The sequence below is a fragment of the Brevibacterium sp. FAM 24630 genome, assembly GCF_049804075.1.
Lineage (GTDB): Bacteria > Actinomycetota > Actinomycetes > Actinomycetales > Brevibacteriaceae > Brevibacterium.
Window position 1 is genome coordinate 86,774 of sequence record NZ_JBNBZD010000009.1, and the last position, 25,142, is coordinate 111,915.

The 25,142-nt window shown below is 66.0% G+C and carries 18 protein-coding genes and 1 riboswitch; of the genes, 6 read left to right on the forward strand and 12 right to left on the reverse strand.

The genetic code is table 11. The features are described from left to right. Positions 1-93 precede the first annotated feature (93 nt). A riboswitch (TPP riboswitch) is annotated at positions 94-202 on the forward strand. The 3 genes from thiC (at position 198) to ACPUD7_RS08920 (ending at position 4,569) form a co-directional block, all read left to right on the forward strand. Beyond that, positions 198-2,024, forward strand: coding sequence for a phosphomethylpyrimidine synthase ThiC (gene thiC / locus ACPUD7_RS08910; RefSeq protein WP_425119688.1), 1,827 nt, complete (start codon positions 198-200; stop codon positions 2,022-2,024). Its footprint overlaps the riboswitch before it by 5 nt. A 9-nt stretch (positions 2,025-2,033) precedes the next feature. Further along, positions 2,034-2,825 carry an amidohydrolase family protein gene (locus ACPUD7_RS08915; protein ID WP_425119689.1) on the forward strand — a complete coding sequence of 264 codons (792 nt, stop codon included), beginning with the start codon at positions 2,034-2,036 and terminating at the stop codon, positions 2,823-2,825. 31 nt (positions 2,826-2,856) lie between these two features. Next, positions 2,857-4,569, forward strand: a complete 1,713-nt coding sequence (locus tag ACPUD7_RS08920) for an ABC-ATPase domain-containing protein (RefSeq protein WP_425119690.1) — start codon at positions 2,857-2,859, stop codon at positions 4,567-4,569. A gap of 107 nt (positions 4,570-4,676) precedes the next feature. Here ACPUD7_RS08920 and ACPUD7_RS08925 read toward each other — a convergent pair whose 3' ends face one another. Continuing rightward, on the reverse strand, positions 4,677-7,124 hold the full coding sequence (locus ACPUD7_RS08925; RefSeq protein ID WP_425119691.1) for a thioredoxin domain-containing protein: 2,448 nt from the start codon (positions 7,122-7,124) through the stop codon (positions 4,677-4,679). 100 nt (positions 7,125-7,224) lie between these two features. Here ACPUD7_RS08925 and ACPUD7_RS08930 point away from each other — a divergent pair, with 100 nt between their 5' ends. Together ACPUD7_RS08930 and ACPUD7_RS08935 are read left to right on the forward strand one after the other, a co-directional pair. Further along, positions 7,225-8,223: a hypothetical protein gene (locus tag ACPUD7_RS08930; RefSeq protein WP_425119692.1), complete on the forward strand. Its 999-nt coding sequence runs from the start codon at positions 7,225-7,227 to the stop codon at positions 8,221-8,223. A gap of 173 nt (positions 8,224-8,396) precedes the next feature. Then, positions 8,397-8,849: a pyridoxamine 5'-phosphate oxidase family protein gene (locus tag ACPUD7_RS08935; RefSeq protein ID WP_135540741.1), complete on the forward strand. Its 453-nt coding sequence runs from the start codon at positions 8,397-8,399 to the stop codon at positions 8,847-8,849. Positions 8,850-8,900: 51 nt separating this feature from the next. Here ACPUD7_RS08935 and ACPUD7_RS08940 read toward each other — a convergent pair whose 3' ends face one another. Beyond that, on the reverse strand, positions 8,901-9,689 hold the full coding sequence (locus ACPUD7_RS08940; RefSeq protein ID WP_425119693.1) for a glycerophosphodiester phosphodiesterase: 789 nt from the start codon (positions 9,687-9,689) through the stop codon (positions 8,901-8,903). A 357-nt stretch (positions 9,690-10,046) separates the two neighbouring features. Here ACPUD7_RS08940 and ACPUD7_RS08945 point away from each other — a divergent pair, with 357 nt between their 5' ends. Continuing rightward, entirely contained in the window at positions 10,047-11,540 is a 1,494-nt protein-coding gene (locus ACPUD7_RS08945) for an alanine/glycine:cation symporter family protein (protein ID WP_425119694.1), read from the forward strand. Positions 11,541-11,919: 379 nt separating this feature from the next. Here the strand turns inward: ACPUD7_RS08945 and thpD are convergent, their stop codons facing one another. From thpD to ACPUD7_RS08995, 10 genes are all read right to left on the reverse strand, one after another. After that, positions 11,920-12,828, reverse strand: a complete 909-nt coding sequence (gene thpD / locus ACPUD7_RS08950; protein ID WP_425119695.1) for an ectoine hydroxylase — start codon at positions 12,826-12,828, stop codon at positions 11,920-11,922. 204 nt (positions 12,829-13,032) lie between these two features. Then, complete coding sequence (locus ACPUD7_RS08955) at positions 13,033-13,746, reverse strand: hypothetical protein (RefSeq protein WP_425119696.1); 714 nt, start codon at positions 13,744-13,746, stop codon at positions 13,033-13,035. Between the two features lie 285 nt (positions 13,747-14,031). Continuing rightward, positions 14,032-14,439, reverse strand: coding sequence for an ectoine synthase (locus tag ACPUD7_RS08960; protein ID WP_370036166.1), 408 nt, complete (start codon positions 14,437-14,439; stop codon positions 14,032-14,034). 167 nt (positions 14,440-14,606) lie between these two features. Continuing rightward, positions 14,607-15,911, reverse strand: a complete 1,305-nt coding sequence (ectB, locus tag ACPUD7_RS08965; RefSeq protein WP_425119697.1) for a diaminobutyrate--2-oxoglutarate transaminase — start codon at positions 15,909-15,911, stop codon at positions 14,607-14,609. 162 nt (positions 15,912-16,073) lie between these two features. Beyond that, the gene (gene ectA / locus ACPUD7_RS08970; RefSeq protein ID WP_276606436.1) at positions 16,074-16,568 is read right to left on the reverse strand and encodes a diaminobutyrate acetyltransferase; all 495 of its coding nucleotides are present in this window, start codon (positions 16,566-16,568) and stop codon (positions 16,074-16,076) included. Between the two features lie 284 nt (positions 16,569-16,852). Then, positions 16,853-18,328, reverse strand: a complete 1,476-nt coding sequence (locus ACPUD7_RS08975) for an L-serine ammonia-lyase (protein ID WP_425119698.1) — start codon at positions 18,326-18,328, stop codon at positions 16,853-16,855. 210 nt (positions 18,329-18,538) lie between these two features. Beyond that, positions 18,539-18,937, reverse strand: a complete 399-nt coding sequence (gcvH, locus tag ACPUD7_RS08980; protein ID WP_135540726.1) for a glycine cleavage system protein GcvH — start codon at positions 18,935-18,937, stop codon at positions 18,539-18,541. Positions 18,938-19,037: 100 nt separating this feature from the next. Further along, a complete protein-coding gene (locus ACPUD7_RS08985) occupies positions 19,038-20,309 on the reverse strand; it encodes a glycine cleavage system aminomethyltransferase GcvT (RefSeq protein WP_425119699.1) in 1,272 nt (423 codons plus the stop codon). Beyond that, positions 20,309-23,242: an aminomethyl-transferring glycine dehydrogenase gene (gene gcvP / locus ACPUD7_RS08990; protein WP_425119700.1), complete on the reverse strand. Its 2,934-nt coding sequence runs from the start codon at positions 23,240-23,242 to the stop codon at positions 20,309-20,311. Before gcvP ends, ACPUD7_RS08985 begins: the two co-directional genes overlap by 1 nt. A gap of 725 nt (positions 23,243-23,967) precedes the next feature. Beyond that, a complete protein-coding gene (locus ACPUD7_RS08995; RefSeq protein ID WP_240689930.1) occupies positions 23,968-25,110 on the reverse strand; it encodes an MFS transporter in 1,143 nt (380 codons plus the stop codon). Between the last annotated feature and the right edge of the window lie 32 nt (positions 25,111-25,142).

Consider the following 25,142-nt stretch of genomic DNA (forward strand, 5'->3'; position numbering starts at 1 on the left):
CTGGAGCTGTTGTCCTCCGTGGAGGCACCCTCCGTGGAAGCACCCCCGCCTCGGCGGGGTTTGTCCTCACCGCTGTCGACGTGATACGAATTGCACGACCCCACGGGAGCCCTGCAGAAGGGCTGAGATCGGACTGGATCGTCCGAGACCGTAGAACCTGATCCGGTTGATACCGGCGTAGGAAGCGAGGACTGCAGATGACTGCGTTCACCCCTGAAACACCTGTCCCTGCCACGGCTTCGGCCACCGTGCCCAATGCGAAGAACTCCACGAACGATTTCACGATCGAGCAGTATCCGACGCATTCTCCGGCGTGGCTCGAGGATGCCGAGCACGACATCCGCGTTCCCGTCACCCGCATCGAACTCGAGGACTCCGACGGACGGACCAACGCTCCCGTCCACGTCTACCGCACCGTCGGCCCTGGCAGCGTCCCCGAGGAAGGACTGCCGGCACTGCGGTTCCCCTGGATCGAGGGCCGCCTCGACACCGAAACCTACGCCGCCCGCGGACACCGCATCGCCGATGACGGTCGCGCTGCCGTGCGCCGCGGAGCGCCCTCACAGCAGTGGAGGGGTCGCAAACCGGTCCCACTCCGGGCCAAGCCCGGCCGGACCGTGACCCAGATGCACTACGCCCGGGAAGGCATCATCACCCCGGAGATGCGCTTCGTCGCCCTGCGCGAGCAGTGCGATGTCGAGCTCGTCCGCTCGGAGCTCGCCGCCGGCCGCGCGATCATCCCGAACAACATCAACCATCCCGAGTCCGAACCGATGATCATCGGCAAGGCCTTCCTTGTGAAAATCAACGCGAACATCGGCAATTCCGCGGTCACCAGCTCCATCGCCGAGGAGGTGCAGAAGCTGCGATGGGCCGCGAAGTGGGGTGCCGACACCCTCATGGACCTCTCGACCGGAAACGACATCCACACCACCCGAGAGTGGATCATCCGCAACTCCCCCATCCCCATCGGCACCGTCCCGATCTACCAGGCCCTGGAGAAGGTCGACGGCGAGGCGAACGCTCTGACCTGGGAGATCTATCGGGACACCGTCATTGAGCAGTGCGAGCAGGGCGTGGACTACATGACCGTCCATGCCGGCGTGCTGCTGCGCTACGTGCCGCTCACGGCCAACAGGGTCACCGGGATGGTCTCCCGCGGAGGCTCCATCATGGCTGGCTGGTGCTTAGCCCACCATGAGGAGAACTTCCTCTACACCCACTTCGACGAACTCTGCGAGATCTTCGCCCGCTACGACGTCGCGTTCTCACTCGGCGACGGGCTGCGGCCGGGCTCGATCGCCGATGCCAACGACGCCGCCCAGTTCGCCGAGCTCGACACCCTCGCCGAACTCACCGAACGCGCGTGGGCCCACGACGTCCAGGTCATGGTCGAAGGCCCTGGGCACATTCCGCTCCACCTGGTGCGCGAGAACGTCGAACGCCAGCAGAAGCTCTGCCACGGCGCCCCCTTCTACACCTTGGGTCCGCTCGTGACTGACATCGCACCCGGCTACGATCACATCACTTCGGCGATCGGGGCGACCGAAATCGCCCGCTACGGCACGGCGATGCTCTGCTACGTCACCCCGAAGGAGCACCTCGGCCTGCCCGACCGCGACGACGTCAAGACCGGGGTCATCACCTACAAGATCGCCGCTCACGCCGCCGATGTTGCGAAGGGCCACCCAGGCGCGACTGCCAGAGACGATGCACTGTCGAAGGCACGGTTCGAGTTCCGGTGGCGCGATCAGTTCGCCCTCGGCCTCGATCCGGAGACCGCCGAGGCGTTCCACGACGAGACGCTGCCGGCGGAACCGGCGAAGACGGCCCACTTCTGTTCGATGTGCGGGCCGAAGTTCTGCTCGATGCGCATCTCCCAGGACATCCGTGACACCTACGGCAGTGCCGAGGCGCAGGCCGCGCTGGCAGGCATGCAGGAGAAGAGCCGCGAGTTCCTCGCTGCGGGCGGCACGGTGTATCTTCCCGAGCCGACTGTCGGCCCCCATGCGCGGGTTCGGTAGGTTGGTTTCATGGGAGAGCTTCAGCGTGCTTTCGACGCGCACCTGCATATCATCGACCGGGATCATCCGCTGATCGAGAACAACGGCTATCTGCCGGACCCGTTCACTGTCGCCGACTACCGATCCCGCCTGCAGAGCCTGGCGGAGGTCGGAGTCGAGGTCGCCGGCGGTGCTGTGGTCTCCGGTTCGTTCCAGGGCTTCGATCAGGGGTATCTCCTCGCCGCGCTGCGCGAACTCGGCCCGAACTATGTCGGCGTCACCCAGCTGCCGGCTGAGACCAGCGACGATCAGATCCGTGCCCTCGACGTCGCCGGCGTCAGGGCGCTGCGCTTCAACATCGCCCGTGGCGGTTCCACCGCTCTCGAGGCTCTCGACACCTTCGCCCGCCGGGTCTTCGACCTCGTCGGCTGGCATGCGGAGCTCTACATCGACGCACGCACCATCGATGCCGAGCTCGCCTCCCGCATCGCCTCCCTGCCGGCTGTGAGCATCGACCACCTCGGCATGCACGCCGAGGGTCTGCCCACTCTGCTGCGCCTCGTCGAGGCCGGGGTGAAGGTCAAGGCCACCGGTTTCGGGCGGGTGGAGCTCGATCCCGCCGAGGTTGTCCGCCGCATCGTCGACACGGACCCGGGCGCACTGATGGTGGGCACGGACCTGCCGTCGACCCGTGCCCGCAGACCCTTCGCCGCTGCCGACTTCGCGCTCATCCGCGAAGTCCTCACTGCCTCCGAGTCCGATGCCGTGTTCTGGTCCAATGCGGCGCAGTTCTACGGCATCGGACCCGAAGGGGGCGAGTAAGCAGTCATCTCCAACCAGTAGCATGTGTCCAATGAGTTCACGTCAGTCGAATCTCGCATCCACTCTGCACAGCCTCGACGGTCGCAGCTACGGCAATCTCAAGCAGATCCGCGGCCGCTACAGCTTCGGACCGGTGACGCTCTTCATCGACCGCATCCAGGCCGATCCCTTCGCGTCACCGTCGAAGGTCCGCGTCCGAGTCGACCGGGCCGATGCCAAGCTCCCGCCGGAACTGACCACCGATCGTGCCGACCGGATCGTTGCGGCCGACTATCTTCTGCGGGCCGGCAACATGATCCTCGCAGACCTCAAACAGCGCGCCCTCATCCTCGGCCAGCCGGGTCAGGAGATCCTCGAGAGGACGAACATCCTCATCGACGATGCCGGCTTCGAGGCACGGCTGCTGGTCAATCTGCCGGCCCGCGGTCGGCGCATCCTCGGCCATCAGGCCGCCGACATCCTCACCCGCGACCTTCCGAAGCTCGCCGAAGCACTGTTCCTCTTCGACAGCTGGCCGGCGTCCGGCTCCCCGTCCGCCCACGACCTGGAGGCGCACGTCCAGCTGCACAGGGATCAGTTGGAACTGCGCGATCACCTCGGCGAGGTCGGGCTGGTCGGATTCATCGGCAATGGTGCGGTCCTGCCGCGTGTCTCCGGGGATTCGGACCGGCCGATGGATGTCGAGACTGCAGTCTCCTTCACCTCCCCTCCGGAACTCGAGCACACGGTCGATCTGTCGAGCGGGCGCAGCCTCACCGGTATGGGCATTCCCCGTGGTGTCACCGTCATCGTCGGCGGCGGGTACCACGGCAAGTCGACGATTCTGCGCGCTCTCGAACGCGGTGTCTACCCGCATATCGCGGGCGACGGACGCGAGTGGGTCATCAGCGACCCTTCTGCCACCTCCATCCGAGCCGAGGACGGTCGGGCCGTGACCGGCGACGACATCTCGGCGTTCATCAACAACCTACCGTCGGGGACTGACACGAGATCGTTCTCGACGACGAACGCGAGCGGGTCGACCTCACAGGCGGCCAACCTCGTCGAAGCGATCGAAGCCGGGGCGCAGACCCTGCTCATCGACGAGGACACCTCGGCGACGAACTTCATGATCCGCGACGAGCGCATGCGGAACCTCATTCCTGCCGAGCGGGAACCGATCACCCCGTTCGTCGACCGCGTCCGCCCCCTGCTGACCAGGCAGGGCGTCTCCACGGTGCTCGTCGCCGGCGGATCGAGTGCGTTCTTCGAGGTCGCCGATCACGTCATCGCCCTCGATGCCTATGTCCCCCGCGAGGTCACCGAAGAAGCGCACCGTCTCGTCGGTGTCACCGCCCACGGCCTCGCCACGGATTCGGACGCGTCCGACCCCGGTTTCGTCACGTCACCGCGCGTACCGACGGCCCGGGCCCTGCGCCCATCGTCGAAGACGAAGTCGGCCCGTGCGAAGGGCTCCGATCGAATCCAGTTCGGCCGCAGCTTCATCGACCTCATCGCCGTCGCTCAGCTCGTCGACGCCCAGCAGACCGCCGGGGTCGCCGAGTCGCTCGAGCACCTCGCTGAGGTCTTCGACGGACGCACCTCGCTGACCACAGCCCTCACCGAGCTCGAGAGCATGCTCGACGCCCAAGGCATCGACGCAGTCACCGGCCACCGCGACCACCCGGGCCATCTGACCCGGCCCCGCGCGCAGGAGATCGCCGCCGCCCTCAACCGCTACCGCGAGCTCCGCCTGGAAAGCTGACCGTCCCCGAGGCGACGCGCGGCTTTCCGCTGAACTCAGCAATCCGTCCGGCTCAGCAATCCGTCGAGCTCGGCTTTCCGCTGAACTCGGCTACCCGTCCGGCTCGGTTACCCGGCCACCAGTGCCGAGAGTTCGGCAGCAGTCCCAACCGGCAGGGAGCACGACGTACCCCGGCAGACGATCGCTGTCCCCGCGGGGACGGCGACCTCGCCGCCGTCCGGTCCCGGCACTCCGGTCGAGTCCGCGAGCAGGGTGAGGGATGGGTGCCGGGCCGCGGCTGCCCGCAGACTGGCGTCCGTGGTCGCGACCCGCACGGATCCGAGGGCCCGTTCGGCCTGCCAGAGTGCGTGCCCGCAGCCGCGCGGAGCCTGACCGGCCAGCGCCCGATAGACGCCGAGGAGTCGGTCCCGCAGCTCGAGCAGCCTCCCCGTCTCCAACAGGGCACTCCCGCTCGTCGCCTCCGAGCCATCGGATCCCGCATCGCCCGCAGCCGCGGCGGACGCATCTGCACCCACCACCGCGTCGACGCCGAGTTCGGCGAGCAGCAGCACGACCTCGGCAGCTGCCGAGCGACCCGAGGGGACGGTGTTGTCCACCGGGTCCGCCGACTTCACGTCGATGATTCCGTCACCGAGCGAATCGACGACCTCGAGGATCCCGTCCTCACCGCCGGCGGTGAAGTCATCGAGCATCTGCGCACTCGCTGTGACCAGGACATTCACCGGCACCGAGGCGGCCCCGCCCGGCAATTGCCGGACCGTGATCCCAGCGGTGATGAATTGCGCCCGATCGGCAAGCCCGCCCCGTCCTGGGCCCGGCTCTCCGTCGGTGAAGCTGCGCCGCACATCGAACCCGGCCGAGCCGGCTGCGTCCACTGAATCGGACGCCCCCGTCCGCTCGAACCGTTCGTGCATCGCTTCCCAGAACCGCAGTGCGGTCCTGCCCCACTCTCTCGGATCCGCACCATCCGACCCTGCACCATCCGCGCCCGCACCGTCCGAATCCGCGCCATCGGCGCCCTCAGCACCCGCACCCGTGTACAGCGTCGCCTCGGCGAGGGCGGTGACGGCCAGCGCATTCCATTCGGTGATGATCTTTTCGTCCCGGGCCGGCTGCGAACGCCGTGCCCGCAGCTCGGCGAGCACTTCGCGTTGACGTCGTGTCGCTTCGATGTCCCAGGGCGCGGGATGATCGGCGTCGAAGGGCACGTCCTCCATTCCGAGCCAGTCGATGATGCGCACGGCCGCGACGACCTGCCCGGACAGTTCCGCGCCGGCCGGCGAGTCGACGAGCCCGAGCAGACCCGCCTGCCCCGCCTGTGCGAACTCCTCGGGAGTGAACACGTAGGCGGCGCCCTCCTCGGACACCCCTGCTTCGTTGAGCGAATCCGCGTCGAGGGCCGCGATGCAGCCGCCTTCGGTCGTCAAGTCGCTGACCAGGAAGTTCGCGGTGTCAGCGATCTCGCGTTCGGCCAGTGCGAGCCATTTCGACTTCGGGTCGAGGCGGCGTTCGACCTTCGCCCACGCGACCACGGCGCGCAGGTAGAGGGCATTGTCGTAGAGCATCTTCTCGAAGTGCGGCACGAACCACTGCCGGTCGACGCTGTAGCGGGCGATCCCGCCGCGCACCTGGTCACGCATGCCGCCGCTGGCGATCCGCGCGAGCGTCCCACGGACGGCGATGAGGCAGTCGAGGACGAGCTCCCCGGTCAGGTGCCCATCCGCGCCGAGCCAACCGAGCCGTCCCTCCGCGCGCACCCGATCCATCGGGTGGGCATCGTCTCCGTCGTCCGATTCCCTCGCCGAGGCGGCGGTGCCGTCCCCGCCCGCCGGGTCGGGGCCACCCGAACCGCTCGCCGAGGCTGTCCCACCCAACCGTACGAACGCGGCCAGGAGTTGGAGGACGTTCATCATCGGCGGGAACTTCGGCGCCCCGCCGAATCCGCCCCACGCCGGGTCATAGGAATCGAGGAGGGCCGCGGCTGCGGAATCGAGCTCCTCGGGGCTCAGGGACTCGGCGGCCGCCTCGGCGGGCAGCGCACTCGTCACGGCATCGGCCATCTCGGCCAGTCCGCGGTCCATCCGCCGGGTCATCTGATCGACTTCATCACGGCGATCCGTCCACGTCTGGGACACCGCGGTGAGCACCTGGGTGAACGCGGGCAGTTTCCCGCGCGGAGCCGGCGGGAAATACGTGCCGGCGTAGAAGGGGCTGCCGGCGGGCGTGGCGAAGATCGTCATCGGCCATCCGCCCTGCCCGGTCATCGCCTGGAGCGCGTTCATATAGTACGAGTCGATGTCCGGCAGTTCCTCGCGATCGATCTTGATCGGAACGAACCGGTCGTTCATCAGCTTCGCGACCGCCTCATCCTCGAAGGACTCATGTGCCATGACGTGGCACCAATGGCAGGTGGAGTACCCGATCGAGATGAGCAGGGGAACGTCTCGGCGGGCCGCCTCGGCGAGGGTTTCCGGCGTCCACATCCGCCAGTCCACGGGATTGTCGGCATGCGCGCGGAGGTAGGGGCTGGTTGAGGCAGCGAGTTCGTTCGGCATGCCCCCAGCGTCTCACTTCCCGCGGGTCGGGGCGAGGCCCGACCACGGAAACCGCCCGTCGAAAATAGCAAGGTACCTGGCTTTATGGAATCATGACGGCATGAGCCCCACCCCGAACGATGCCACGGGAGCCGCACACGATGAGGCTCCGCAGACCGCTCCCGCACCCGTGGACGACAAGACTCTGTCGATCACGGTCGGCGCTTTCGTCGTCTTCATCGCGACCTGGATCGGATCGAAGATGGCGGGCACGGCCCTGCCTTCGGCTGGTTTCGGCGGGACCGATCTCCGTCTCGCCCAGATCGTGCTCGTCCTCATCGCCGGAGTCGCCGCCGTCCTCCTCGGGCGCAGCCTGAAGTCGATTCCGCGCAGCGTCTTCCTCGTCATCACCGTCTTCTACTTCGCGTTCGCCGCTCTGGCCGCGGTCTTCACCGGTCAATTCACGAGCGTCGAAGTCGAATCACGACTCTTCGCCATCGTCCGCCTTGTTCACTTCATCGCCGACCTCATCTATCCGCTGATCGTCGCCCAGGTTCTGGCCGTCACGGTCTCACGAGTCGGGGCTGCGCTCGGTGACACGGACGTCGACGCGGACTCCGCCGGCACAGACACGGGACGCCTCGAGCAGCGTGCGGCCCGCAGCGGCAGAGCCGCCGCGATCGTCCTCTTCGCCGTGGTCGCCGCCATCATCGTCGTGTGGATTCTGCGCCAGCCGATCACGGCTGAACCATTGCTGTCGCAGTCCGGTGATGTTATCGGCGCCGTTGCCGCAGCCCTCGGCTCTGTCGCCGCGGTCTATGCTCTCCGCGCGGTCGCGGTCGCCCGCTCACTGCCGGCAGAGCAGCCGGCCGTGGGACGCGACCTCAGCCGCACCCGCCCTCACCTGGCGCACACCCTCACCTTCCTCACGATCGCCGCGGGCCTCTACCTCTGCCGCCAGTACGCCATCACCTCCGTCGACTTCGGCGCCGGCCTCGGCGGCGGCTACCCATTCGGGCCGGTGGGCCTGCTCGTGTTCACGATCGGCAGTTTCGGTCTCGCGGTCATCACCTTCGACGCAGTGACGCAGCGCCGGAAGACCCCCGCCGACCCGAAGTGAACGCACCTCGCCGAGGCGGGGCCGCCTCGGTGAGGGTGAGCGCGTTGCTGAGACCGTGCGATCCGATTGGCGGCACCCTCTTCCCCTGCCCGCGACATTCTTCTACAATATGTAGAAATCAGTGGTGAGGGTGCCGCTCCCGGTATCCGCCCCTGCCGAACGGGAGGCCGACGATGAACGCCGAATCAACCTGGACGCTCGATGCCAAGGAATGCTGGGAACGCCTGCGATCGACTTCTGTCGGCCGCCTTGCCGTCATCGTCGACGAGGCCCCGGAGATCTTCCCGGTGAACTTCGTCGTCGAACATTCCGCGCTCGTCATCCGCACCGGAGAGGGCACCAAGGTCGACGCCATCCGCAGCCGCCCGCGCGTCGCCTTCGAGATCGACGGGCTTGAGGCGGGCACCGCGTTCAGTGTCATCGTCAAGGGCGATGCGAAGACGATCAGTGCTCCCGACGAGCTGCGCGACACCGTCTCCCTCGACGTGTCCCCGCTGCAGCCGGGAACGAAGAATCACTTCATCCGGATCCTCGCCGAGGAGGTCACCGGGCGGTCCTTCCCCGTGACCGATCCCTCGACGTGGGAGACGGAGCTGAGCCACGTGGCCCGTGCACCCCACGAATGACCGTGGCCGGGCCCTCGCATCGTGACGCTCTGAGCCTTCGCATCCTGGAGTTCAGAGGGCTTCGACGATGTCGACGAGGCGGTCGGGGGTGTTCGTGATGATGCCGTCGGCACCGATGTCGATGGCACGATCCATCCCCGCGGGCTCGTCGACCGTCCACACCAGGCTCGACATGCCGAGCTCGTGGATCATCATGAGGAATTCCGGGTCGGCTGCGCAGAATTCGGGGTTGATCTGGTCGACCCATTCGGCGAAGTCCTCAAGTTCATCCGGGCACGGGCGGCCGAGCACCCCGACGGGGACCTCGGGTGCCAGGGCATGGAATTCGCGGATGAACGCCCAGTTCGCCGACTGGACGACGAGCATGCCTGCGGCCAGGGCCCGGTCGAGATAGTTCGGCAGAGCGCGCAGGGCAGACACGATTGCTGCGGCGATTCCCGGATAGCGTTCGGGATGTTTGACCTCGAGCAGCAGGCCGGTGCGTGTGTCGTGGACGAGGGTGAGCACCTCGGCGAGGCGGGGCACACGGATCCCCGCGAACTCCTCCCCCTTCCATCCGCCGGCGTCGAGCGTGGCGATCTGTGCGGCGTTCATCCCGCCGATGGAACGGTCGGTGCGATTCGGGTAGAGCGTGCGGGCGTCGGTGGTGCGGTCGACGGTCGCGTCGTGCATGATGACGAGCTCACCATCGGCGCTCATGTGCACATCGGTCTCGATCATGTCTGCCCCCTGGTCGATGCCGGCCATGAATGCGGGGATCGTGTTCTCCGGCCAATTCGCCGACGCGCCGCGGTGGGCGATGACCAGGGGCGGGATGCGGACCCGGGCGGGATCGGGCACGGCTGCAGACTGATCGTCGGGGCGATGGGTCCTCGCCCTCGAGCGGCGAGGCGCGGGTTCGGCGGTGGGGGGTGAGAAGGGTGATGGGCATTTCAGAACTCCTCTGCGGAGACTTCCGGGGTGGCCACAAGGCGTCGTGACGACGTCCGAGCATTGAGTGCAATGGCGGCCAGAATAGTCTCGGCGAGCAAGTTCCCGATGATGGGCGGGTGGACGGGACGTGAATCATGGATTTGCACCCCCTGAGGGCTGGCTGCGTTGGGCATAAGTGGCAGACTGAGGTGGAAGACAGATGGAACCCGTGCTGTCGCCGGGCAGGACCCACAACGCATTGCCAGATGAAGGAGACACAGTTCGATGGAGATGCTCCAGAGCGCCTTTGACAGTATCGACACTTTCTCGTCATACATTCTCGTTGCGGTCCTGATCCCCACGGGCCTGTATTTCACCATCCGCACGGGCGTGGTCCAGCTGCGGCTGCTGCCCGAGATGTTCCGCACGCTGGTCGAACCCGGTGGACGGGACCCCGAAGGCAATCGGAACATCTCTCCGTTCCGCGCCTTCTCCATCTCCGCTGCCTCCCGCGTGGGCACAGCGAACATCGCCGGTGTGGCACTGGCGATCTCGCTCGGCGGTCCCGGCGCGATGTTCTGGATGTGGCTGACAGCGATCGTCGGCGGTGCCACGGCCTTCGCCGAGTCCGCCCTCGGACAGCTCTACAAGCTCAAGGACGGCCCGAACTTCCGTGGAGGTCCGGCGTACTACATCAGGCACGGGCTGAAGATGAAGAAGCTCGGGCTGATCTTCGCGGTGATCGTGGCCATCACCTACGGCATCGTCTTCAATACGGTGCAGTCGAACTCCATCGTCGACGCGGTGGGAACATCATTCGGCGTCGAGGATTCCAACTTCATGTTTACTGCGATCACCGGACTGGTCATCGCCCTCGGCGCTTATGCGATCTTCGCCGGTGGAGCCAAGCGCATCTCGAACGTCTCCGCCTACCTCGTGCCGATCATGGCCGGCCTCTACCTCATCGTCGGGATCATCGTCGTGGCGATGAACATCGAAGCCGTTCCGGGGATGGTCGGCACCATTTTCACCGACGCATTCAGCATGCATTCGATCTCCGGCGGAGCGATCGGCTCGATCATGCTCGTCGGCGTGCAGCGCGGCCTGTTCTCCAATGAGGCCGGCATCGGCTCGGTGCCGAACGCCGCGGCGACCGCCTCGGCTTCTCACCCGGCCAAGCAGGGCTTCGTGCAGGCGCTCGGCGTGTACTTCGACACGATCCTCGTGTGCTCGATCACCGCGTTCATCATCCTGCTGTCGAACCCCGAGTACGGCAGCTCGGCCGAAGGCATGCAGCTGACCCAGACCGCGCTGAGCGGACAGCTCGGCCAATGGGCCATCCACTTCCTCACCTTCGCGATCTTCCTCTTCGCGTTCTCGTCGATCCTCGGCAACTACTACTACGGCGAGGCCAATATCGAGCACCTGACGACGAGCAGAACGGCGCTGCGGGTCTACCAGGTCATTGTCATGGTGGCCGTATTCATCGGGTCCATCGCGGCGCTCGACATCGTCTGGAGTGCGGCAGACATCTTCATGGCGATCATGGCGCTGATCAACCTGTTCGCTCTGCTCATGCTCTCGCCACTGGTGTTCCGAATCCTGAAGAACTACACGGACCAGCGTCGTGCCGGACAGGAACCGATCTTCCGGCGCACCGACCTGCCGACCTTCAGGTACATCAACACCGACGTCGACGCCTGGGACGGTGAGGACGAGGTCACCACGACGAAATTCTGGCAGGATCGCGGCAAGAAGGTACGCTCCGACAGCGAGTGATGGCGCGAGCATTCTGCTCCAACTAGCACGTCGGGCGCCCCGTTCGCGGGAGCGCCCGACGTGTATTCACACCCTGGATTTCAACAGGAGGTTCCGATGAGTGTTGACCGCTCGGAATTGGCGGACATCCTCGCCGAGGCGACCGGCTGGTCGGTCACGGCCGGTCCATCGGATCATTCGAAGGATCCCGCGGGGTGATGCGGGGGACAGACCTGAGGATCATCGAGTAGTCGCGATGCGTCGAGATCCTCCGGGAGTGCAAAAGGGGCCCGGCGCCGCGACTGCGGCACCGGGCCCCACTTGTGCTGATGCGCTCACTCCACGGCCTGTGTCAGGCCTGCGCGAGGCATCAGCGGCCGAATTCTTCGCGCGCGTGGCGTCAACGACCGGCAGGCGTGAAGTCCGTGCTGCCGACGAACTCCGGACGCGGCTTCGGCGCGGCGTAGGGCTCCACGCAGGTATTCTCCACCGAGTTGTACACGATGAAGATATTCGAGCGCGAGAACGGAGTGACGTTGCCGTTCGACGCATGCATGCAGTTGGAGTCGAACATGATCGCTCCGCCGGCCGCACCTTCAAGCACGTCGATGCCGTATGCGTCGGCGAAATCAGTGAGAGTCTGACGATCCGGGGTGCCTGCACCCTGCATGATGAGCGACTTCCGATAGTTGTCCTCGGGAGTGCCTCCCACACAGCTGATGTAGCGCTTGTGCGAGCCGGGCATGATCATCAGCGGACCATTGTATGAGTAGTTGTCCGTCAGCGACAGCGAGAGACTCACCGCGCGCGGAGCGGGCATTCCGTCCTCAGCATGCCAGGTCTCGAAGTCCGAATGCCAGGAGAACTCCTTACCCACGAATCCCGGCTTGTAGTTGATTCGGCTCTGATGGATATAGACATCGCTTCCGAGGATCTGACGTGCGCGGTCGACGAGACGCGGATCGTTTGCGATCTTTCTGAAGATCTCATTGGTGCGATGGATGTCGAATATCGACCGGACCTCGTCGGACTCGGCTTCGACGACGGTGCGCTCATCGGCCTTCACCTCGGGGTCGTGCGAAAGCCTGTGGAGCTCGTCAGTGAAGAGTCTGAGCTCTTCGGGGGTGATGAGCTGATCGATCGTCAGATAGCCCGTGTCCTCGAAGTGCTTGAGCTCCGCCGCCTCGAGGGGGCCGTCTTCGGGGGAACCGAAGACGATCGGACCCGTGCGCGGGAGAACCTCAGTGGTCTCGCCGGAGCGAGTCGGATAGAGATCTGTGGCTGCGGTCGCAGTGGACACTGCGGTCATCAATTCTCCTTCCTTCGCTATGTGCCGTCTGCCGGAGTGATGGCGTGAGCGCTCATCGCCCCCGCAGATCGGGTTGTGCCGCCACCGTAACAGGAGGACGTCGTCACCGGTACCCCGGGTGGAGCCAAAGCGAAGGAACCGGCGCTTTCGGAACGGTCCACCAGAGACGAATCGCCCTGAAAGCGCAAGTCATTCCTGCGACGGTCAGCGCTTGACTGACTTCGAGGTGGCTCCCGTCGCCCAGCTGACCTGACTGAAGGTGACACGGTAAGTCTTCTTCGTCTTCGTTTTGATCTTGTACGTGGCTTTGCCCTTCTTGGGCTTGACCGTCTTCAGTGTCTTCCACTTACTGCCGGACTTGACCTGAAATTTCACCTTCGGGTTGTAGTTGACCTTGCCGTACTTCCCCGGGTTGTAGACCTTCGACGTCGAAGTCAGAGTGACGGTCTTGCCACTGCGCTTGGTCGACAGCGAGGCATAGGCCTTGCCGCGGACATAGAACGAGCCTTTGGTGTAGTCAGCGCGTTCGACCTCGGAGTACTTGTATGACGGGTAGGACCCGTAGTGATAGGCGGCGACCTCCGAAGGGCCGAGCGTGTACTTGCCGAGACCATCCCAAGAGGGGCAGACCTGGATGCGGTCCTTCTTGGTCGATCCATGGGAATTGAAGAACGCATCGGTCGAGGGGCCGTATCGGCCATGGACCTCGGTATCGACGTACCAATCTTCGACCACGGACTTCTTGTGCTTCATGTACACATTGGTGCTCTTGCAGTTCGTGTTGGAGACGACGAGGTTGTCCGCTGACAGTTTCGTAACGTCGAAGGAAATGCTTGCCGCTTCGGCAGAGAACGCAGGTCCGGCGACAAGCGCCAGGGCAGCGAAAGCGGAAACGAGCACACGCCTGATGAACTTCATGGAGACTCCATAGGAGAGCGGGGTGAACTGGGGAATGCCAGAGTTGGAGTCTGTGAGAGTTCTGTCGGCAGCGTCAGGTTTTGATCGTTGAACGTTGTATGACCGAAGAGTACCACGGTTGAAGTCGACATCTGTGCGTCACTTCCCGCAGGCGGCACGTCGGTGCGTTGAATGCGCAGACAGCAAAGGGCGGCTCGAGCGATCAATCGCCCGAGCCGCCCTTCGGCGTCACGGTGCCTCAGCAGTCGATCTCAACGATCGGCAGCCTCGGCGAGTGGAACTCGATCAGTTCGCGGGTGCTGCTTCGTCTTCGACGATGAGCGGGTACACGCCGTTCTCGTCGTGGACCTCACGCCCGGTGACCGGCGGGTTGAACACGCAGGCCATGCGCAGCTCTTCCTCGGCGACGACGGTGTGCTTCTCGTGTCCGTCGAGGAGGTACATGACGCCGTCGTGGAGCGGGTATTCCTTACCGGTCTCCTGATCGGTCAGCGTGCCCTTGCCCTGCACGCAGTACACGGCTTCGACGTGGTTCTGGTAGTGGAACGTCGAGGTGGTTCCGGCGTAGATCACGGTGTCGTGGAAGGAGAATCCGACGCGCTCCTTGCCGAGCACCATGCGACGGCTGCGCCAGGTCTCGGACTTCACATCGCGGTCGGTGTCATTGAGGTCATCGCGGTTGACTACGTACATTCGTGGTCCTTTCGTGAAAGGTCGGGGAAAGTTCAGGTGATGGGTCACGGACTCCCGTCGCGTTTCGACGGTGCGCGCCGACCCGGCTGGGCCATCGAACCGGAGTTCGGTTCGGCCCACAGCTCGGGCCGGCGCCACGGGTGCGGCGCCGGCCCGGCAGAGGTGAGTCAGGCCAGTGCGGCCTCAGCAGCGGCGGGAGCGAACTTGGCCACTCCAGCCTCGATGATGTCCAGGCCCGCCTGCAGATCGCGCGAGTCGATCGTCAGCGGCGGCATGATCTTGATGACCTCGTCCTGGGACCCTGAGGTCTCGAGGAGCAGGCCGTTTTCGAAGGCGTATGCTGCAACCTTCTCGGCCACTTCGGCGTCTTCGAAGTGGAGGCCGGCCAGCAGTCCGCGGCCGCGGATGGTGGCGCCCTCGGCCTTCTCGACGATGCCGTCGAGGCGCTGGTGCAGCTCGGCGATAGTGTCGGCGAGTTCGTTCTGGAAGGAGTTGTCGGCCCAGAAGTTCTTGATCGCGGCGGTGGCGGTCACGAACGCGGGGTTGTTTCCGCGGAAGGTGCCGTTGTGCTCGCCGGGCTCCCAGACATCGAGCTCGGGACGGAACAGGGTCAGAGCCAGGGGCAGACCCGAACCGGAGATCGACTTCGACAGGCAGACGATGTCGGGCTCGATGCCGGCCTCTTCGAAGCTGAAGAACGAACCGGTGCGGCCGCAGCCGGCCTGCACGTCATCGACGATGAGGAGGATGTCGTGCTTCTTGGTCAGCTCGGACAGAGCGCGCAGCCATTCGGCGCGAGCGGCACGCAGGCCGCCTTCGCCCTGGACGGTCTCGACGATGACTGCGGCGGGCTTGTCGACGCCCGAACCGGAGTCTTCGAGGACCTTCTCCAGCCACAGGAAGTCCGGCGTCTCGCCGTCGAAGTAGTCGTCGTAGGGGATCTTCGAGCTGTTGGTCAGCGGGATGCCTGCGCCTTCGCGCTTCATCGAGTTGCCGGTCACCGACAGCGATCCCAGGGTCATGCCGTGGAAGGCGTTGGTGAACGAGAGCATGTGCTGACGTCCGGTGACCTTGCGGGCGAGCTTGAGGGCTGCCTCGACGGTGTTGGTGCCCGTCGGACCGGGGAACATCACCGAGTAGTCGAGTCCGCGCGGCTTGAGGATGAGGTCCTGGAAGGTCTGGAGGAACTCACGCTTGGCCGGGGTCTTCATATCCATCGAGTGGAGGACGGCACCCGACTGCAGGTATTCGATGAGCGGTCCCATCACTGCCGGGTTGTTGTGGCCGTAGTTGAGTGCGCCGGCACCGGAGAAGAAGTCGAGGTATTCGTTGCCGTCCTCGTCCCACTGCTTCGCGCCCTGCGAGCGGGCGAAGGTGGCCGGCCAGGAGCGGCAGTAGCTGCGTACGGCTGATTCGCGGGTTTCGAAGATGTCGGGCTTGCCAGAAGGTGTGGTCGTGGAGCTTTCGGTCATCGTTGGAGTCCTTTCGACTTCTTGATTGTGCGGCTGCATCGTGTGCAGCCGCCGAGGCGGTGGTCGCAGTCGCTCATGGCGAGCGATCTCTTCCGCCTCCTGACGCCGGCCGCGGCCTTCTCCCGTGCACCGGGGGTCCGCGCAGCGCCGTGGTGGGGCTCGTTACAGCGGTGCGATCTCGTAGAGGTACTCGGTGTCGTGGCCGTCCGGGTAGAGGTCCGGGGTGAACAGCGGGCGACGGTCGAAACCGGCCCCGCGCTGCTCGGCGAACGCCTGGAACAGGCGGTTGGACGCCGCGTTGTCCGCGGTGATCGTCGTCTCCAGGCGGAGAGCGCCGGTGTGGTCAGCCAGCTCATGGAGCATGGTGGAGGCGAGTCCGTGACCACGGAACTTCTCATCGACTGCGACCTGCCAGATCATCAGGGTGTCCGGGTTCTCCGGACGGGTGTACCCGGTGATGAAGCCGGCGGGCTCTCCGTCGATCCGTGCGATCACCGAGGTCTCCGCGAAGTCGCGGCACCACAGCAGGTACGAGTACGAGGAGTTCAGATCGAGCACGGCTGTGTCTTTCGCGAGCCGCCATAGATGTTGTCCGTCCTCCAGCTCGGGAGTCCGGACGTCGGTTTGCGTCTTCGGTTCAGCGAGTGCGTTAATCACGCCAATAAACCTAGCGGCATGAGATTGAGCGTCAACCCCGAACCCGTCGAATCAGGGGCACTTTGACAACGATCAGCGCCGCCTGCCGGCATGTAACAGACCCGGCCTTCCCCATGGCATCTCTGGGATGTGACGGGGGGCTCCTTCGCGCTCATGACGGGCCGGATGTTCGTTATCGTTTCGTTACATTTATCGACTTCTGGAACTTGGGTTCCACGTGTTCCACGTCACCATCATCGAATTGGGACAGCAAGGAATCCTGCTGGCCGACGCCCCGGCGGCCCTCAGCACTCGACGACGTTGACGGCGAGGCCGCCGAGCGCTGTCTCCTTGTACTTCGAGGACATGTCGGCACCGGTCTGGCGCATCGTCTCGATGACCTCGTCGAGGCTGACCCGGTGCTGGCCGTCGCCCCACAGCGCCATGCGGGAGGCGTTGATCGCCTTGCCTGCCGCGATCGCATTGCGTTCGATGCAAGGGACCTGCACGAGCCCGGAGATCGGGTCGCAGGTCAGGCCCAGGTTGTGTTCCATCGCGATCTCGGCGGCGTTCTCCACTTGCTCGGGCGTACCGCCCATGACCGCGGCCAGTCCCCCGGCCGCCATCGACGAGGCGGATCCGACCTCACCCTGGCAGCCGACCTCGGCACCGGAGATCGACGCGCGTTCCTTGTAGAGGACGCCGATCGCCGCCGCAGTGAGCAGGAAGTCGATGATGGCTCGGTGCTTCGCGGCTTCACCGCCTTCGGCCACAGACGGCACGTAGTTGAGCGCGTAGTGCAGCACGGCCGGGATGATCCCGGCTGCCCCGTTCGTCGGCGCGGTGACGACGCGTCCGCCCGAAGCGTTCTCCTCGTTGACGGCCATGGCGATGAGGTTGACCCATTCGAGGTAGTACCCCGGATCGTGGTTCGGGTCCTCGGCCTTGAGCTTGAGATACCAGTCGTGGGCGCGCCGGCGGACCTTGAGCCCGCCGGGCAGGTAGCCGGAACGGTCCAAGGACGCCGAGGCGCACTCCTCCATCACCGAATAGATGTGGAGCAGCCCGTGCCGGATCTCGTCTTCGTCCCACATCGACAGTTCGTTCGCGTGCATGATCTCGGCGATCGACATGTCGTTCTCGCGGCAGCGTTCGAGCAGTTCGGCCCCGGAATGGAACGGGTACGGCAGCTCTTCGCTGTAGGACTCGAGTTCGGCTTCGACGACCGAATCGGCGACCGCGAATTCCGAACTCTCGGGACCGTCTTCTGCCCCCGCCTCGGCGGACTTCTCCTTCTCGAGGAATTCGGTCTCCGAGGTGACGAACCCGCCTCCGACGGAGTAGTAGGTCTCTTCGGCCAGGGTCTGGCCCGTGGAGTCGAAGGCGGTGATGGTCAGGGCGTTTGTGTGGCGCGGGAGGACGGTCAGCGGCCGCTTGACCATGGCGTCTTCGGTGAGGGCGATCTCGACTCCGTTGCCGGTGGAATCGCCGAGGATGATCGTCCCGGTCTCGGACATCCGTGTCCGGCGGGCGGTGAGTTCGTTGGCTTCGATGAGGTCCGGTCGGCAGCCTTCGAGGCCGATGAGGATGGCGTCGAAGGTTCCGTGGCCGGCACCGGTGGCGGCCAGGGATCCGAACACGTCGACGCGCAGGTCCGCAACGGATCCCAGCGCATCGCCGAGGAGGTGGATGAAGCTCGAGCCCGCTCGCATCGGTCCGACGGTGTGCGAGCTCGAGGGTCCGATGCCGACGGTGAAGAGGTCGAAGACACTCAATGGCATGGCAATCACTTCGTTTCTGGTGGGATGACGACGGGGCCGGCCGAAGGACCGGGCACGCTCACATGCCCGGCGAGCCGGTGCGGACGCTGACGCCCGCACCGACCTCGACCGACCCCGATCTGAGGGTGTTTCCGCGACCGGGCGTGCACACGGATGTGCTCGCCGCCGATCCCGGGAGGTTTCCCCGAGTACCCCGCGTAGGGGTGTGACTCAGAGAGAGTTCGCCTCGGCGTAGGCGGCGGCGTCCATGACTTCGCCGACTTCGGTCACGCTGACCTCGAACAGCCAGCCCTCGCCGTAGGGGTCGGAGTTGAGCAGACCGGGTGAGTCCACGGCCGCCTCGTTGATGGTGACGACCTCACCGGACACCGGGGTGTAGAGGTCGGACACGGACTTCGTCGATTCGACCTCTCCACAGGTCTCACCAGCGGTGATCGTGTCGCCGACCTCGGGCAGGTCGACGTAGACGACCTCGCCGAGGGCGTCGGCGGCGACCGCCGTGATACCGACCTTGACGGTCGTGCCGACGAGCGCATCGGCGGCGCCGTCGACCCACTCGTGCTCGGCCGAGTAGGTGTATTTTTCAGGGAGCGGGGGCAGCTGTGCCATGTTTCTTCCTTCTCTGCGGCCCCCGGCAGACAGCGGAGGCCGCGACGTTGTTGTGGCAGGTGAGACCAGTGTACGAGTCACCGGCTTCGCCCGAGTGGACTCAGTTCGACGGGCGTTTGTAGAACGGCAGTTCGGTGACGGTGAAGTCGTGCGCCTTGCCGCGGATGTCCACGGTCACGGCGGTTCCCACCTCGGCGGCGGACCGGTCGACATAGGCCAGAGCGATGGGGTGGCCGAGGGTCGGCGAGGGCTGACCGGAGGTGACGGTGCCGACCTCGGTGCCGTCGACGGACACGGCGGCGCCGGAGCGTGCGGCTCGGCGTCCCTCCGAGGTCAGTCCGACGAGCACGCGCGGCGGTTCGGTCTCCCCGAGCGCGGCCAGAGCCTCACGGGCGAAGAAGTTCTCCTTCGTCTTGAACCCGATCATCCGGCCCAGCCCCGCGTCGTAGGGCGTGGTGTTCTCGTCGAGTTCGTTGCCGTAGAGCGGCATTCCCGCTTCCAGGCGCAGCGAGTCGCGTGCGGCCAGCCCGCACGGCACGAGCCCGTAGTCGACGCCCGAGGTCACCAGGGTCTCCCACAGGCGGGCGGCGCCGATGTTCGGGGCATAGAGTTCGAACCCGTCCTCACCGGTGTACCCGGTGCGAGCGAGCATGAGGTCGATCCCGGCGATCGTCAGCGGCATCCACGCGTAGTACTTGAGTTCGCGCACGGTCTCACCGATGGTGACCGTGTCCGCCTCCGCCGAGGCGGCTGACCCCTCGGCATCGCCGGTGGCCTCGGCCTTCGCCGGGTCGCCGGCCCCGGTGCGCGGACCGAATTCGCCATGAGCGCTCTCGTCGAGGGCGCGGAGGATGATCGCCTCCGAGTTCGGTCCCTGCACGGCGATGAGAGCGGTGGCGTCGGACTCGTCGACCAGATGCACATCGGCCCCGGGGGCCTCGTCCCGGACGAAGGCCTGGACCCGGTCCTTGAGGGCTGCGACCACGGCGGGCGTGTTCGAAGCATTGGGGACGATGAGGAATTCCTCCTCGCCGATGCGGTAGGTGATGAGGTCGTCGAGGATGTACCCGCCCTCGTTGACGAGGACACCGTACCTGGCCTTGCCGATCTTCATCTTCGAGTACTTCGCCACGAGCGCGTAGTCGAGGAAGGCGGCGGCGTCCGCACCGCTGATGCGCACCTCACCCATGTGGGAGAGGTCGAAGAGGCCGGCGGCCTCGCGCACGGCACGGTGTTCGGCGAGTTCCGAACCGTACTTCAGCGGCATGTCCCAGCCGCCGAAGTCGGTGAACGAGGCACCGAGTTCGGCGTGGATCGCGTGCAGCGGGGTCTCTTTGGTCTGGGCGTTGGCGCCCTGCGTGTTCTCAGTCATCACTTGTCCTCTTCCTCGAACTCTTCGAAGGCCTCTGGCGGCGGGCAGGAGCACACCAGATTGCGGTCGCCGTAGGCTCCGTCGATGCGGCTGACGGGCGGGAAGTACTTCGTCAGGCGCAGCCCGGGTGCCGGGAACACCGCGGTCTCACGGCTGTACTTGCCGTCCCAGCCATCCATCACGACGGTCGCCGGGTGCGGGGCTCCGACCAGCGGCGATTCCTCGTAGGAGTACGACGTGCCGATCTCGTCGATCTCGGCGCGGATGGTGCGCATCGCTTCGATGAAGCGGTCGAGTTCGGCCTTGTCCTCGGATTCGGTCGGTTCGACCATGAGGGTGCCGGGCACCGGGAACGCCAGCGTCGGAGCATGGAAGCCGAAGTCGATGAGACGCTTGGCCACATCCTCGGCGGTGACTCCCGTCGCCGAGGTGATCGCGCGCAGATCGAGGATCGTTTCGTGGCCGACGAGGCCGTTCTCCCCCGAGTAGAGGATCGGGTACACGTCGCCGAGCTTCTTCGCGAGGTAGTTCGCGCCCAGCAGCGCGGCCCGGGAGGCTTCGCGCAGGCCTTCGGCGCCCATGAGCTCGAGGTAGGCGAAGCTGATGGGCAGGACGCCGGCGGAGCCGAACATCGATCCGGAGATCGGCAGTTCCTTGGCGTTCGGATCCCCGGCGACGAGCTCGGCGGAGGTGGCGTCGCCGGGCAGATACGGGGCGAGGTGTTCGCGCACGGCGACCGGTCCGACACCGGGCCCGCCGCCTCCGTGCGGGATGCAGAAGGTCTTGTGCAGGTTGAGGTGGGAGACGTCGCCGCCGAACTCACCGGGTTTGGCGAGTCCGACCATGGCGTTGAGGTTCGCACCGTCGACGTAGACCTGGCCGCCGGCGGCGTGGACCTTCTCGCACACCTCGCGCACCTGCGGTTCGAAGACACCGTGGGTGGAGGGGTAGGTGATCATGATGCCGGCGATCTTGCCTTCGTGCTTGGAGATCTTCGCATCGAGATCGTCCATGTCCACCGATCCGTCGTCAGCGGTGCCGACGACCTGGACCTGCAGTCCTGCGAGCACCGCGGAGGCGGCGTTCGTGCCGTGCGCCGACTGCGGGATGAGGACAACGGTGCGGGCGTCATCGCCGTTGGCGACGTGGTAGCTGCGGATGGCGAGCAGTCCGGCCAGCTCGCCCTGGGAGCCGGCATTGGGCTGCAGAGACACGCGGTCGTAGCCGGTGACAGCGACGAGCGAGTCCTCGAGGCGGCTGATGAGGGCGCGCCAGCCCTGCGTCTGCTCGGCCGGGGCGAAGGGGTGGATGGAGGCGAATTCCGGCCAGGTGATGGATTCCATCTCTGCGGCGGCGTTGAGCTTCATCGTGCACGAGCCCAGCGGGATCATCGTCCGGTCCAGGGCGAGGTCCCGGTCGGCGAGAGTGCGCAGGTAGCGCATCATCGAGGTCTCGGAGCCGTGGGCACTGAAGACGGGGTGGGTGAGGAATTCGGTGTCGCGGTGGAACTTCGCGTCGAATGCGGGTTCGGGCACGGCGTTGGCACCGAAAGTCCCCGCCGAGGCGGCTTCGAACTCGGACTCATCGACTCGGGCGTAGATGCCCAGAGCCTCGAGCAGACCGTTGACATCGGCGACCGTGTGGGGTTCGCCGAAGGAGACGCCGACGGTCCTGCTGTCGATGACGCGGATGTTGAATCCGGCCTGGTCGGCGACGGCGCGGGCGGCTTCGGCATCGGCCACACGCAGGGCGACGGTGTCGAAGAACTCCCAGGTGGCCACCTCGGCGCCGGGGGCGGTGTCCGCGGCACCTGCGAACGCGTGGGCGAGCCGGTGGATGCGGGAGGCGATGCGGGTCAGGCCGATGGGGCCGTGGTAGACGGCGTACATCGAGGCGACATTGGCCAGCAGGGCCTGGGCGGTGCAGATGTTACTCGTCGCCTTCTGACGGCGGATGTGCTGTTCACGGGTCTGCAGGGCCAGACGGTAGCCGGGCTTGCCCTGGGCGTCCTTGGAGACTCCGACGAGGCGGCCGGGCAGCTGACGTTGGAGACCGGACCTCACGGCCATGAAGCCGGCGTGGGGTCCGCCGAAGAACAGGGGCACACCGAAGCGCTGGGCCGAGCCCACGGCGATGTCGGCGCCCTGGCTTCCCGGCTCCTTGAGCAGGGTCAGCGCGAGCAGGTCGGCTGCGAAGGTGACGAGCGCACCGCGGTCGTGAGCGCCGGTGACTGCCTCGGAGAAGTCGCGGATGGCACCGGTGGTGCCGGGCTGAGCGCAGACGATGCCGAAGATGTCTTCGCCGACGAGGCCCTCGGAGAGGTCGGCGACGGTGATGCGGAAGTCCATGGCCTTGGCGCGGGCGCGGACGACGGCGATGGTCTGCGGGTGGAGTTCGGAGTCGAGGACGACGGTCGTCCCCTTCTTCACGGCTCGACGCATGAGCAGGACCGCCTCGGCGACGGCGGTGGCCTCATCGAGGAGGGAGGCGTTGGCGATGTCGAGGCCGGTGAGGTCCTGGACGACCTGCTGGAAGTTCAGCAGCGCTTCGAGCCGGCCCTGGGAGATCTCGGGCTGGTAGGGGGTGTAGGCGGTGTACCAGGCGGGGTTCTCGACGAGGTTGCGGCGGATGACGGCCGGGGTGATCGTGTCGTAGTAGCCCTGGCCGATGAGCTGGGTGCGCATGACGTTCTGGCCGGCGAGGTCGCGCAGGTCATAGAGGACGTCGAATTCGGAGCGGCCCTCAGGCAGGTCGAGCTCTTCGTTCTGGATCGAGTCCGGGACGGCGGAATTGGAGAGCGCGGACAGGGAGTCATAGCCGAGTTCGGCGAGCATGGCCGTGACATCGTCGGCGCGCGGGCCGATGTGGCGGTCGGAGAAGGGGCGTGCGGTGTCCCCGGTTGCCTGCGTCGTGTGGGCGAGTGAACTGGTCAATTGCCGTCCTAGGGTCGGTGTCGCGCCCACCGAGTTCGGAGGACGCAGCGATCACTGAGAGTCCTCCCCGATCTGTCGGAGCTGCTGCCTGCCTGTCGTCTTGTCGACAACGTGTCGCGTTCGCGAGTGTCGCCTCGGTGAGGTGGCCGGTCGGCTCCTTCAGAATTGCCTGCAATCGGTGGTACTGGGCCTGAGAGTTTCCCGGGGAGGGAATTGCACCTACGGCGCTGCTCGGTGTCTGCTGCTTCTGCGTCGGCCGGTGCTCCAGCGATGGCTGGGGCGTGCCCGTTCCCGCGCAGTCGCGGCTGCCCGGCAGCTCTCCCACGTCATGTCTTAGCGGCGTATGAAGTTGTGTGCAGAACCTGCACGGATCTGCGCAGCACCGGTCAGGACTCGCGGCGATGTCCGTGTGGAACCGCGCCTGCTGGCTCTGCGCCTCTGATTCTAGTGAATGAAATCACCCCCGACAAACCTCGAGTCCAGGCGCTGGTCGGCGGCGCCGCCCGCCCGCGCATCGCCCGCGCATCGGCGCTCGCCGAGCCCCGGGGCGAGGCACGGGGCGAGCGCCGAAGCACGGGCCTGTGCCCCGCCCACTCGCCGACAAACGGGTCTGCGCCCCGCCCACTCGCCGAGAAACGGGGCGAGTGCCGAGAAACGCATGCGTGCACGAGTGTTTCGGTCATCAACCCGTTTGTCGGCAGAGGTGTCGCCTGCCCACGACTGGCTCAGATCGCATTGAGGTCCTTGCCTTTGGTCTCGGGCAGCTTCACCACGGCGACGATCGTTGCAAGACACAGTAGGATCACCCAGCCGCTGGAGAGCCAACTGAGGTCAAGCGAGTTGAACAGCCCGTTGAGGTAGGGCGCCGTTCCGCCGAACACCGCCACGGACACCGAGTAGGCGAAGCCGATTCCCTGGGTTCGCACCTTCGTCGGGAAGGCTTCGGACAGCACGGCCGAGAGCAGAGCGCCCGCCATCGAGACGACGAGCAGCGCCAGCGTCGATGCGATGAACAGAGACCAGCCGGCGGCGGTGATCATGCCCATGAGCGGATACTGCAGGATCGCCATGAGCACACCGAAGCCGATGAGCACCGGGCGACGGCCGATCCGGTCGGACAACAGTCCCCAGAACGGCAGCGACACGAGGGCGATGATCTGCGCCCCGACTGTCGCCCAGTAGGCGGTCTGGGCATCCATGCCGCGTTCGGTGATCGCCAGCGTCGAGGCATACGACGTCCATGTGTAGTGGGCGGCGGTGATGCCGGAGGTCATGAGCACGACGAGGACGATGGCGCGGGCGACCCGCCCCCGGTCGACGGGCACGGGCGCGACGGCCTCCGCCTGATCATCGGCTTCGAATACGTCGCTTTCGACCATGCCGCGGCGCATCCAGAGGGCGACGAGAGCGAGCAGGCCGCCGAGCGCGAACGGGATCCTCCATGCCCAGTCGCTGACAGCGGCCTCGGAGAAGACATTCGTGATGACCCCGCCGACCGTGTAGGCAAGCACCGAGCCGCCGTAGATGGCGACGAAGACGATGGAGCCCCAGAATCCGCGGCGGCGCGCCGGGGCGATCTCGGCGATATAGGAGTTCGCCGTCGCCGATTCGCCGCCGTGGGCGAAGCCTTGGGCCACCCGCACGAGGAGGAAGATGAGCGAGGCGAAGACCCCGATCTGTCCGTAACCGGGCAGGACGGCGATGAGGAACGAGCCGCCGGCCATGATGAGCATGGTGAAGATGAGGACGAACTTCCGGCCCTTGACGTCGGCGATCCTGCCGAACACGATGCCGCCGAGTGGCCGCATGAGGAATCCGACGGCGAAGACACCGAGCGTTTGCGAGGACGGATGAGACCTTGTCCTCACTGTTGAACATCGCTGCCGCGATGAACGGGGTG